The organism is Bacillus sp. ISL-77 (genome assembly GCF_018613105.1).
Map to the genome: position 1 here is coordinate 1 of NZ_JAGGQY010000050.1, position 13550 is coordinate 13550.

Here is a 13550-nt window from a genome sequence, read left to right on the forward strand (position 1 = left end):
ACTGAAGTTTTTCAGTGGCCTCAGTCATATTCCGTGGGTTTTTTATTTTTAAATAAGCTTGTGAGACAGCTTTAATTTGTTTTTATAAATTCGGTTATTGTAATCTTTTCCCTTATGATCGATTTCTTTGGGTTAAGAAACAATTTTCCCTGCTACTAAACACGCTAAACAAATTTTAGTTTATATAATGATTTCTTTTCCTTACAGAAACCTTAACCAGAGTAATTTGAACTAAAATATATCTTACTTATTTGCCCCCACACTCTATGAGAAGGGGGGCAAAAAAGGTGTAATCTACTTATTTCTTAACAAGATTAGTTTCATTACTACCCGAGAATCGACTTAATTCGTCCATCAGATTTGTTAACATTTCTTCTGTAAACGCACCCATGCTGAAGTTCACTAATGCACGGAGCGGCATATATTTCATCATGGCTTCCATCATTTCGGCAGCATCCCCTTCATTTGCACCTAAATCCGGGAATGGATTGTGTTTATTTATTAATTCTGTTGCCAACGGCCCTAAAACCAGGTCAGCAAGCAAATCACCAACAAGGGTATTGCGATGAACCTGCTTTCTTATCGAAACTGTTGATTGAACAACGATGCTTTCTTTAAGGTAAATCTCTTGCGACGATTCTCCTACTTGAATTTCAAACTCTCCTGTTTCCACATGCCAGTCTTTCAATTCCACATTATAGTAAGCAAATGAACGCTTATTTAACAAGAACGTAACCGTTTTTTCCTCACCTGGCTGCAAGTCGACTTTTTCAAAGCCTTTCAGCTCTTTTTCAGGTCTGTTGACACTGCTTTTTACATCTTTTACGTAAAGCTGCACAATCTCTTTTCCAGCTCGAACACCTGTGTTTTTAACAGTTACACTGACTGCGACCGTTTCGGTATCTTGAATCTCTTTTTGACTGATTGAAAGATTGCTATATTCAAAAGTAGTGTAGCTTAATCCAAATCCGAACGGGAATAGCGGTTCAACTTTTTTCGTATCATAGTAACGATAACCAACAAAAATACCTTCCTTGTATTCCACTTTGTCGCCTTCTCCCGGGAAGTTCAGGAAAGAAGGGTTATCGCTTAGTTGTTTAGGAAAGGATTCCGCCAATTTTCCACTCGGATTTGCATCGCCAAATAATAAATCTGCGATGGCACCTCCAAGTGCTTGACCACCTAAATATGCTTCGAGTAACCCTTTTACATTGCCAATCCATGGCATTTCAATCGGTGAGCCGTTGCTTAACACGACAACGATATTGCGGTTCACTTCCGCTACAGCTTCGACTAATTGACGGTGGTTTTCCGGCATGCGCAAATGTTCGCGGTCATAGCCTTCAGATTCATAACGGTCAGGAAGCCCGGCAAAAAGAATAACCGTATCAGCTTGAGCCGCCACGTCTTTTGCTTCTGCAATAAGCGTTCCATCGATCTCGTCAGAGTCAAGACTGTAACCTTGAGCATATAACACATTCGTGTGCTTCCCAGCTGTTTTCTCGATTTCTTCCACAATGTTTTCAAGCTTTGTCGGTTTTACATGAGAACTTCCCCCACCTTGATACCTTGGCTTCTTGGCAAATTCTCCAATAACCGCAATCGTTCCTTCTTTTTTCAGCGGCAGAATAGCTTCTTCATTTTTTAAAAGCACCATGCTTTCCCTTGCCATGTTTCTGGCCAGCTGGTGATGGGCATCTGCGTCATAAACTGCATTTTCCTTTTTATGGTCAACTGCCATAAAAATAATGCGCAATAATCGTTCTACTGCTTTATCTAATTTTTCTTCAGATAGTTCACCGCTTTTTACTGCATTGACAATTTTTTGGTCGCCGATACCGTTACTAGACGGCATTTCTAGTTCCAATCCAGCTGCAAGCCCGTCTGCACGTTCATTTACCGCACCCCAGTCGGAAACAACGAAACCTTCAAAGCCCCACTCTTCTTTTAAAATATCAGTTAACAGATATTCATTCTCAGAAGCGTATTCTCCGTTTACTTTATTGTAGGAACACATAACGGTCCATGGCTGGGACTGTTTGACCACACCTTCAAAGCTGGCCAAATAAATTTCGCGCAATGTTCTTTCATCTACAACAGCATCGGTTGACATTCTGCGGTGCTCCTGATTATTTGCCGCAAAGTGTTTCAAAGACGTTCCGACTCCTTGGCTTTGAACACCTTTAACATGGTTGGCCGCCATTTCAGAAGCCAAATAAGGGTCTTCAGAGAAATACTCAAAGTTTCTTCCACAAAGCGGTGAACGCTTAATATTCACTCCAGGTCCAAGCAAAACTGCTACATCCTCTGCCTGGCATTCTTCTCCTAGAGCTATCCCCACTTTTTCAATGAGTTCGCGATTCCAGGAGCTAGCCATTCCGGCCGCTGACGGAAAACAAGTGGCAGGAACACTGTTATAAATTCCTAAATGATCTGCACCCTCTGCCTGCTTACGCAAACCGTGGGGTCCGTCTGTTACCATTAGAGATGGAATTCCTAATCGTTCAATTCCTTTTAAATGCCAGAAATCTAATCCTGAGCATAGGCTCGCTTTTTCTTCTAATGTCATTTGTGAAATTAATTGTTTGATATCTCGCATTGTGAACCTCCTAGTATGGTTAATAGAAAACGCTTTCTATTTTTATATTGTATTAATTTCTCGCTGTTAGTTATGGTAATATTTATCGAAAAATAGTATTATCTTATTAACTAAATTAAATAATATTGAATTCGTTTACTTTAAAAGGGGAACTAACTAAGCATGCCATATCTTAATAGAGACCACTTAGAGTATATTTGCAGGCATATGAATGAGACTTTGAAAATTCCTTTTTACCTATTTGATTCAAAAGGTGAATTACTTTTTGAATCATCATCAGGTTACAGACAAAACCCACTATACCTTGCAAAATTAGACTATTTAAGACAGCTAATGAGAAACGATGATTCATCAGAATACCCGATAATCAAATCGACTAAATTACTTGAAAATTACTTGACTGTTAATTTACAGGGTGGAGATACATTCCAAGGGAGTATTATTGGCGGTCCATCCGTTTTTACTAATTACTCTGAAGATATGATAAGAAGGATGAATCATGACCTTGGATTTTTTATCGATCAAGAATTCATTATTCTTTACTATCAATCACTTCCAGTTATGAAGCTTCATGACTTGACACGTGCCGGTATCCTTGTCCACTATATGATCTATCATCAATTACTTGATACAGACTATGTTATCAAACAGAATCAAATAATGGAGGATCAGGAGGTTCTTACTGAAAGTCCCGATTTGGAAATATCTTTAAGACGTCAAAATACTAAATTCCATCATGATTATTTAATTGAAAAGAAACTTTTTGGAGCAATAACAAAAGGAAAAAAAGAGGAACTGTTAAACTATTTGAACATCGCAAATGAGGAATTTGAATATGGAGTCCTATCAAAGAATAGCCAATTAAGAAGTGAAAAGAATTTAACCATTTCAGGCATTACCTTAGCCACTAGAGCTGCAATGGAAGGCGGTTTATATCCAGAAATCGCCTATTCCTTAAGTGATTTATATATTCAAAGACTCGAAGAATTACAGGATATTCATGAGGTAAAGAAATTAATGGAAAAAGCATTTGGTGACTTTGCTGAAAGAGTTCACATCAGCCAAATTGAACAGTATTCTAAACCTATCTCACTCTGTCAGAATTTTATTTTTAACCATGTATATGAAAACATTACATTGTCTCAATTATCAGAGCTGGTACAATTGACTCCAAATTATTTATCCTCGCTTTTTAAAAAAGAAACAGGAATTTCTTTGAGCGAATATATTCAAAAAGTGAAAATAGAAGAAGCAAAAAATTTATTAGCTTTATCATCCTATTCCTTATCTGAAATTTGTACTCTATTAAATTTTACGGATCAAAGCTATTTTATAAAAGTATTTAAGAAATTTACAGGTGTTACACCAAAGCATTTTAAAGATCATCCTATAAAATGAAGAGACCGGGTATGTATACCCCGGTCTCTTTTCATAGGTTTATAAATTAATATATCTATTGATTAACGTTGTGCTCTTCTTGCTTCTAGTTCAGCAATAATTTCATGATGGGGCTTTTCCCATTTATAGACAAAAGCCATAATAAGGATGGATACTATACTAAAGAAAATTGGCAGCCACAAGTAGCTAAGAGAAATCATTCGCAGTGCAGTCTCTGTTTGTTGTTGATTTGCAACGTACCCGCCGGCAGCTAGTAACCAAGCCGGGATTGCACCACCAAGACCCGAACCTAATTTAATTCCAATACCAGCAGCAGATACAAGGATTCCCTGTGCACGAACTCCTGATTTCCACTCACCATAGTCAACCGTATCAGCCATTAAGGTAAACAATAATCCCCCTGGCAATCCCATACCGATTGAACCTATAATTGTACCGGTAATAATCATTGGTACATTATCTCCACCCATAAAGATGATTAATTGACCAATGATATTGATAGCAATACCTGTATTAATTAATAGTACTTTACTAAATTTCTTTGTTAAGAATGGTGTTGCCAAAATGCCTACAAGTGAAAACATTGCAAGGGTATTGACGGTTGAAATGAGTTCAGGCTTACCGATGTTATAAGAAATGTAATAAATACCTGCAGACAATTTCATGATATACAACATGAAGAATACGATTCCTAATAAGGAAACAGCTATCCATGGGCGATTCCCTTTAATCGCTTTTAGACTTTCTTTTACAGGAATAGATTCGTTACCAGAGATATTTTGAACACGTTCTCTTGTGTTAAGGAAGGTAACAAAGAACAAGATTAATCCAACAACAGAAAATAGTGTCATCGCATAGAAGAAACCTTTTTGCTGATTGCCAGCGCCAAAATAAGCAACAAGTGGTAATAAAGTTAAGTTAACAATTAATCCGCCCACTTGTCCGCCAAACATACGAAACACATTGGCAACGGTTCTTTCCTGAACATCGCTTGACATACTTGGAAGCATTGTTGTTAATGGGTTATTAACGGCTGCATATAACACATTGGCTGTAATATAAAATATGTAAGCGTAGGCCAATTTACCGGAAGCGCTTAATTCCGGTCCCATAAAGAGGAGAATGGAAACAATCGTAAATGGAATACTTGACCATAAAATCCAAGGTCTTGATTTCCCCCATTTAGTATTTGTCCTATCGATCAAGACCCCAAAAATCGGACTATCAATCATATCTACAAATCTTGCAACCAACATTAAGGTACCCACTGCAGCGGCCCCAAGTCCATATACGTCCGTAAAGTAAAACGTTAAATAAGTGGTTATAACCGTATAAATTAAGTTTGAACCCGTATCTCCCAAACCGTAACTAACTTTTTCTAATAAGGACAGCTTCTGATTTGTACTTGGAGCATGGTTCACTTTTATTAAATCTTGTTCTCTTAATGCCATGGTTTTCCCTCCCTAGATAGTTAAAACGTTTTCATTTTTGTTAATTTTTAATTAGTCATACTCTTTTCAACATGAGGTAAAATAATAAATTAATTTATTTTGTTTTTTTAAAGCGCTTTATTTATTTATAGTATAGATTGATAGTGAGCTAGTTTATGGTATTATTTTATGATAAATTGTATTTTTTTATCTTTTATGAAAAATAAATAAAAATTCTGTGATTAACCTAAGAAGTAGTGAAATCCCTTATAAATTGGTATTTAACATAACAAAAAAGGCCAGGATATCACCTGGACCTTAGAAGAAATAATTATAACTCGATTCTTAAAATGACTACACCATAAGCAGGGATATCATACAAATTACTATCCAACTGCAATGCAGTTTCAAAAGGAATTACCTTGTTAGGTTCTTCCATAGTATTTGTATTGTTTGGATCGTCTGAGGTTAAAATGATCTGCTTACCCACTAGTTTCTCTTTCCCCTCAATATCAATCGATGTTCGTAGATTAAATTCAGAAGCATTAACCAATTTGACTATTACCTGATTATTCTTTTCATCAAGCGTGGTTACTGTAGTGAGATATGGAATGGTTGCTATTTTATACTCATGTACCAACTGACCATCAAGATAGCAATAAATAGAATCCTTTGTAGCCTTGGCACATAAATGATGACCACCATCTGAATTTACATTCACAGCTTGATTAGGGGTGAGCTTCACACGAGACCAACCATTGATATGCAGTAACCGGCTCTCACCGTTTGCGTCTAGCTCCCAAAGAATATAGTTTTGCTGCCATTCTTTCGTACTGTCTAGGAACCGAACCTTTAACCCCTGTTCCCCCAGTGTCGCATTCATAGTCATGGTATATTCTTTCCAAGTAGGCTCGCCAATCCTTAGCACATTCCATTCAAGGTGAGTTAATGGGTTATCTTCTGTTAAGTTTTCACTCTTAAATAGCAGTTGGTCACCACTCGTAATGCTTATATCATTAATATTCTGAAGGTCATTTTGTCGGATTGCTACTTCACCTTTAAAAGACGGATAGCGACTTTCTGTTTCTACTTTACTTTCTAAGACGATATCTCCCCTGTTTTCCGCAAACAGTTTTTGAACATGGTAAGATGGTGAAACATAAGAATTCGTTCCATTAAAATAAATAAGGTTAGGTGTCCAGTTGATATGATTCAAATTAGCAAATAAAGGAGCGTAGGAAGACATCACGACAATATCCTGATTTCGTTCCATTCCCGTCATAAAAGCAGCTTCACTAATGGCGCCTTTAAGCGCGCCCGCTCCTTGCCCAAGGATCATGGCATATTCCCCTACGTAGATCTTTGGACCATTCCGATCATAAGTATCATACATATCGTGATACATGACATAATAATCAAAATCAGCATAAAAATGCTCATCCACGATTTCCACCGGCAATCCTTTAGTTTCTGTTCCTACCTCCCAATGCGTATTCCAAATAGTGATAATTTCAGGGTATTTTGCTTTTACTGCATCATAAAACAATTTGTACCGGATATTGTATTCAGGTCCAAAATTTTCATTCCCTATTTCGATATACTTCAAATGAAATGGAGCCGGATGGCCATTTTCAGCACGAAGTGAACCCCACTTGCTTGTAACTGGTCCGTTCGCATACTCTATCGCATCGAGCATGTCCTGGATCCAATCATCGAGGTCTTCTAATGGGATATGCTCTCCTGGTCTTCCTTGACAAGTGAGGCCGCAGTTTACTACGTACATCAGCTCTAAGCCCAGATCCTCTGCCATTTGTAAATACTCATGGTAACCTAATCCATTGGTTGTCATGTAATTCCACAGCGTCCAGTGAGAACTTCTTTCGGTTACATCCCCTATCGTTTTCTTCCAGCGATAGGCTGTTTCCACTGAAAATCCTTCTACAAAGCACCCGCCGGGAAATCTCAAAAATTTGGGCTTTAGGTCTGCAACCCTGGCCACTAAATCTGGTCGTAAGCCGTTTTTCCTTTCCAAAAACGTTTTTTGGGGGAATAAGGATACAAACTCAAGCCAAAATGTTCCTCTTTCATTCGTTGAAAATGCTAAGATGCCCTCAGGCTCCTCGCCCCCACTTTCTAATACCAGCTCATATTTCTGCCAATTTTCAGATGTTATTTCACAGGGGCTTGAGGACAATTTTTCACCTATTTTATTTTCAAGTGTTATTTCCAGATTTCCAGAAAACGTCCCTTCCTTTTTTGCATAGAAAGATAGATTGTATCTTTCATTTTTTTTCAAAGGGATTCCCCAAAATCCTTCATTGTATACTGAAATCCGTTTATCAAATGAATCTTCAATCTCTACCCTGAGAGAAAGGGGATTTTCCTTATTAATAGGGACATTTCCATCTAGGTAAATGCCTGCTTTACTATTCGAATTATCCTTGCGCAGCTGCCAGCCTGGGATTGATCCCGGTGCTTCTTCAAAAGGAGAAACCCACCCTGCAGGTGAATGCAATTCACATCCCTCTACTTGGCAGCGGTCAGGAATGATGGTATCCTCGAAAGACCTATTTCGAATTAACTCCCCATAGATTCCTCCATCACCCGCACGGTTGATTTCCTCGAAAAAAAGACCATACAATGAAGGACTAACAGGAAATTTTTTAGCTTTAGTATCAATGATTACTTTTGCTGACTTATTCAACAAAAATCCCTCCCAACTGAAGAATTTCTTCATAATTTTTTAACGATATTTACTATTATTGTTGATAGAAAAAGGTGACTCCGGCATTTATACCGGAGTCATTGGTTTACTTCAAAACAACCGTGTTAAAGGATTCAGGTTTTAAATCAAATTGATAGGATTTGCCTTGATATTCAAATACTAATTCCCGTTGTTTTTTTAGTGGATTGTTGACTATTAATACAATAGAATCGTCAGGATTTTGGAAAGCTAGCGCATGAGCGGTTAGATGACCTTTTGTTTCAAGTCTTACTGCTCCATTTTTCACAAAATGAGAATGGTGTTTTACCACGTAGAATTCAGGATTATATTGGAAGCTTTTTGTTTCTGGATCGACGGTAATCATAGAATTTTGTTCCCAGCCCCATGTACTGCGGCCTTTAGGCTCTAGAACGGCATTCCAGTAAACATATCCATTTGCCCCATTGACAAAATAATGGCGTTACAGGTTGCTTACATATTGAGCATATTCCCAAGTATTTTTACCGTTTCCGCATTCATTTTCCGTTTGTAGAAAACGCATCTCAGGGTAACTCTCAGCTGTTCGCTGGATTGCATGTTTTCCAGCCCATTGATAGCCAACACCACTGATATACTTATATGCTTCAGGATCACTGAGAACAAGGCCTGCGTATACATCGAAATCAGATGTGGTATCCGTCATTAATTCTTGCCAAGGTTCTGGTGCATTGATGGTCCCCAGCCAGATTTCTGTAGCTAGATTGTGCTTTTCAAAAGCTGGTCCAAGATAGTCTCGGATAAATTCCTGCAATTGTTCACCTGTCCACTTACAAGAAGGGAATTTTTGGTCAGCTATTACTTCATTTTGCACATGAATTTGGTTGATTTTTATTCCTTCTTTTTCATACGCTTGGACAAACTTAACGAAATAAAGCGCGTAAGCCTCAAGTACTTTTTTCTCCCAGCGTAGTGTTCCATAATTATAAGCCTTCGGAAATTTCAGCCAAGTAGGAGGACTCCAAGGTGAAGCGAAAAATTTCATATCCGGGTTTCTTTTCTGGGCCTCACGAATGTATGGGATAAGATACTTTTGATCCCTTTCAATCGAGAAATGCTCCATTTCATAGTCGTCATCGGTTTCATTATGACTATACCATTCCAGGGCATAATCACTTGCACCAATTGGCAGGCGGCAAAGTGTAAACTGGCAGTCTCCATCCGTTGCAAATAAAGAATCTAGTACTTTTTGACGGTCCTCTTCAGATAAAGATTTAAGCGCATACATTCCAAGTTCATTAAAACAGCTGCCAAAACCCTCAACGACACGGCCTTTATTGTCTGTAATGATTAAATTACGTTGTGTATCAGCTGTTTCAACAGGTTCCTTCGTTTGCCAATAATTACCTTGTGTGGATTCAATCCATAAAACACTGTTTTCGGTCATAAATTCCATTCCTTTCAATTGCTAGTTTCAATTATGTAAACGGTTTATTACTTGTCAGTTTATATCGTTTTTTTAAAGATTTATGGTATATTTTACGGAAAAATAGTAATTATCTTAAATAGTTTATTCTAATTTTCCTCTATGAAAAAAATCCCCTCATAATAGACAGTACAACCCTTTCTTTTTACTGCCTACTATAAGGGAATAAGTTCCATGGACCACTACATTTTTAAACTTATTACTAGAATTTCAAAGTCCTTCTCTTTAAAGATTTAATAGTCTATTGTCGAACAAGAACTAGTTTTTTATTTAACTCATCTAATTTTTCTGATGAAGCCAACGAAGTGAATAAAGGGAAATTTATTAATTCTTGCAATGATTTTTCAACAAATTGATCGTTTTTTACAATCGGGTTATTTACGATTTCTGGTAGATCATTTTTAATAATTTCTTTTGTTTCTTCATTGTTTAGAAGCTCTTTTAAACTACTGTTTGTGCTATAAGTTAAGATATAAGATTTTGTCGGTAGATATTGAAATACATATGTGCCTGCAGTAAGCTCACATAGAACTTCCTTACTTTCCTGCTTAGCTTCCAAACCTCGATTAACGAGCAAGTCGCCATTTACCTTAATAGTTTCCAAAGCAGCATCAGGCAGGATAACTTTAGCTGAAGTATTGAATGGTACAACAAAGCTAAAAGTTAACAACCCATCCTCTTTTAATTCCCAGCCGCTCTCAATATATCCGGACGGAGAAGAAAATTTTGCCTTGGCGTAGGATAATTTTCCATATGGTTTAGGACATAGTTTAATCTTTCTAAACCCTGGTGCATCTTCAACCGGATTGATTCCGCACATATAACGATACATCCACTCAGCAATCGAACCATAAGCGTAGTGATTTAATGAGTTCATTCCTGTTCCGCTTATGCTTCCGTCCGAAAGCACTGAGTTCCATCGCTCCCAAATCGTTGTAGCACCAAGTTTGACCGCATATAACCAACTTGGAAAATCATCATTTAACAATAAAGTATACGCATAATCATTAGCTTCATTTTCAGATAATACGTTACAGAAATAAGGCGTACCGACAAAACCTGTTTGTAAGTGCATTTTATCCTCACGAAGCTTTGCTTTTAAATCTTCTATTAATCTTGGCCGAAAACTTTCTGGTACCAGATCCATATATAAGGCAACAATCATGGCGGTTTGTGTATTAATCGCACTTCTGCCATTTGGTGTAAAATATTCCTTCATCATTGCTTCTTTAATTTCATTTGCCAGAATGTCATATTGTTCCGCCATGCCAGTGTTACCCAGGACCTTTGCTGCTTTTGCCACTAGCTGTGCCGAATAACAATAATAAGCGGAAGCAATATAATAAGAATCGGTTCCACCCATTGGGCTTTGAGGATCCTTTCCATCTAATGCCAGCCAATCACCAAAATGGAAACCAACCTGCCACAGTCTCTTTGCACCTGATTCATCATCTACTTTTTTAATATATTCGACCCAGTCCTTCATTGCATCGAACTGCTGACGAAGAAGCTCTTTATCTCCATAGTACGTATATAATGTCCACGGAATAACAGTAGCAGCGTCACCCCATGCAGCTGACCCACTACCTGAAATAAAACCGTTTCCATCTTTTGGTTTTACGACAGGTACTGTGAATGGTACGGAACCGTTTAACCTTTTCTGTTCTTCATGTAAATCAAACATGTATTTTTGGTAAAATGCAGGCGAATACATATTGTAGCAGGCTGTAGGGGCAAACACCTGTGCATCACCTGTCCAGCCCATCCGTTCATCGCGCTGCGGACAATCTGTAGGTACATCGAGAAAATTCCCTTTTTGTCCCCATAAGGCATTAAGGAATAATCGGTTCACCAAAGGATTTGAGGTTTCAATTGTTCCAGTTTGTTCAATTTCGCTGTAGATGACACAGCCAGTAAAATCATCCAGATTAATGTCCCCTTCAAAACCAGTCAGCTTTACATACCGAAAGCCATAGAAGGTGAAGTGAGGCTGTACTTCTCTTCCACTTCCGTCAGAAATATAAACAAATTCAGCTTTTGCCTCTCGCAAATTTTCGCGATAAAAGTTTCCATTTTGAAGAACTTCACCGTATTGAAGCTGTACTGTTGCTCCTTTTGGTGCGTTGATTTTAAACCGCACCCAACCGGTCATTACTTGACCAAAATCAAGGACCGTTTCTCCAGCAGGTGTATGAATAATCTCAATTGGTTTTCTTTCTTCCATGATTTTGACAGGCAAATTTCGTCTGGCTGTAAAACTGTCTGTTTTGATTTCCGTTTTCCTAACGCTTGTCCATTCGCTATCATCAAAATTAGGCAGTGTCCAGTCTTTATTCTCTAGATTTGCATCATAAACCTCACCATCATAAATGCCGCTAAAAGTAATCGGTGCTGGCGCACTCTTCCAGTCTTCATCCGTAGTGATTCTTAAGGTGGATCCATCCTTAAGCGTTACAACGATTTCACCAATGCAAGCAAATTCACTTCCATATAATTCATGATAACCGCCTTCAAACCCAAAACGGCCTTTGTACCAACCGTTGCCAAGCATAAAACCAATCGTATTTTCTCCGCGCCTCAATACGTCCGTCACATCATAGGTTTGATACTGCAGCCAGAAATCATAAGCATTATAACCCGGAGCAAAATATTCCTGTCCAATTCTCTCTCCGTTTATTTCCACATCATATAGACCCACCCCGCAGAGATATGCTCTAGCTGACACAATTTCAGCTGGCAGGTTAAAGTTTGTTCTAATTAATGGATGGATTTCCTTACCCAAGTCAGGAGTAATCCACTTTCCTTGCCATGGCTCATTCATTTTTGCTGTCTCAAACCAGGCAGTTTCACTTGTTACCTCGTCACGAGCATCCCCCCATATAGTTACCCGCCAATAATAACGAGAACGTGGTTTCAGCTGTAGGTCCGGAGTGTACCCTAAACTATCAATCTCTTGACTTTTCCCGCAATCAAATAGAATCATTTCGAAGTCAGGATCAGCCGCTATTTCCACTCTGGCGGCCGTTTGATAAATAGATGGGCCCCCCCCTGACTCGGTCACCCATGAAAGACTTAAGCGATCGAATTCAAATCCGAGCGGATTCACAACGTGATTTGTTCTTAAATTACTAATCTCCATTTTTTACCTCCTATTAAATCGTTTTAATTTCTTCGCATTGACTTCTGCCTCTAATATTAATTTACTTTAGTACTGCTTCTCGCGACGGAAAAATTAGTAGCTTTATTCATTTTTATAAATACATAGTTACTAATCCACATAAGTAAAAAAGCAATAATACTCCCGCTGAAAAATGGAAGAAGTCCTGGTAATTTTATAAATATAAAACAAAGGAATCCAGTCAGAATTCCCATACAAAACGTCGCCATAGTGTTAACAGTCATTAAAATAAACGCATTTTTAATTCCTTCTGCCAGGCGGACATCAAAATGGACAAACACTGGAAAAATATATAAAAGAGTGAGTAAAAATATGAAAATAACAATGACATTTGGTATATAAAGTAGTTTAAGTGCATGTACCGTAGTTGCTTCCACGATTCTAATGTTAGAATACATAAAAAAACCAACTAGAATGATGACAAGTCCTAATAGATTACTTTTTACAAATTCTTTTTTATAGGTGAACCAAAAGGTTTTCAAGACCGGAATATCAGACTGCTTCAATACCCATTTACGAACTACTGTAAACATTGCTGTAGTGGCAGGAAAAAAGCCAAAAACTATAAATCCAAGCATGGAAAATGCAATCCAAAGAATATTCACATAAGCAAACTTCATGATCCACTCCGAGATACTATAAAATCCCCGCATAAAACCTTCCATCAGTCGTTCCCCCTTTGCTTTTACTGTTATCCTGAAATATATCATAGGAGGGCCATTGCTTTGCAATCAGCCCTCCATGGTAATTAATTTAAA

At 37.9% G+C, this 13550-nt stretch carries 6 protein-coding genes and 1 pseudogene; 1 reads left to right on the forward strand and 6 read right to left on the reverse strand.

Annotation, left to right across the window (positions count from 1 at the left end):
- Positions 1 to 298: 298 nt before the first annotated feature.
- On the reverse strand, positions 299 to 2599 hold the full coding sequence (locus J7E77_RS20335; RefSeq protein ID WP_214716695.1) for a glycoside hydrolase family 3 C-terminal domain-containing protein: 2301 nt from the start codon (positions 2597 to 2599) through the stop codon (positions 299 to 301).
- 162 nt (positions 2600 to 2761) lie between these two features.
- On the opposite strand from J7E77_RS20335, the gene J7E77_RS20340 reads away from it, so the two are divergent.
- The gene (locus tag J7E77_RS20340; RefSeq protein WP_214716696.1) at positions 2762 to 3997 is read left to right on the forward strand and encodes a helix-turn-helix domain-containing protein; all 1236 of its coding nucleotides are present in this window, start codon (positions 2762 to 2764) and stop codon (positions 3995 to 3997) included.
- A gap of 62 nt (positions 3998 to 4059) precedes the next feature.
- On the opposite strand, the gene J7E77_RS20345 is transcribed toward J7E77_RS20340, so the two are convergent.
- The 5 genes and pseudogenes from J7E77_RS20345 to J7E77_RS20365 form a co-directional block, all read right to left on the reverse strand.
- Positions 4060 to 5448 carry a glycoside-pentoside-hexuronide (GPH):cation symporter gene (locus J7E77_RS20345; RefSeq protein ID WP_214716697.1) on the reverse strand — a complete coding sequence of 463 codons (1389 nt, stop codon included), beginning with the start codon at positions 5446 to 5448 and terminating at the stop codon, positions 4060 to 4062.
- Positions 5449 to 5758: 310 nt separating this feature from the next.
- The gene (locus J7E77_RS20350) at positions 5759 to 8131 is read right to left on the reverse strand and encodes an alpha-L-arabinofuranosidase C-terminal domain-containing protein (protein ID WP_214716698.1); all 2373 of its coding nucleotides are present in this window, start codon (positions 8129 to 8131) and stop codon (positions 5759 to 5761) included.
- Between the two features lie 106 nt (positions 8132 to 8237).
- Positions 8238 to 9575, reverse strand: a pseudogene (locus J7E77_RS20355) (glycoside hydrolase family 30 protein).
- Positions 9576 to 9855: 280 nt separating this feature from the next.
- Entirely contained in the window at positions 9856 to 12753 is a 2898-nt protein-coding gene (locus J7E77_RS20360) for an alpha-L-rhamnosidase (protein WP_214716699.1), read from the reverse strand.
- Between the two features lie 56 nt (positions 12754 to 12809).
- A complete protein-coding gene (locus J7E77_RS20365) occupies positions 12810 to 13457 on the reverse strand; it encodes a YesL family protein (RefSeq protein ID WP_214716700.1) in 648 nt (215 codons plus the stop codon).
- Positions 13458 to 13550: the final 93 nt, after the last annotated feature.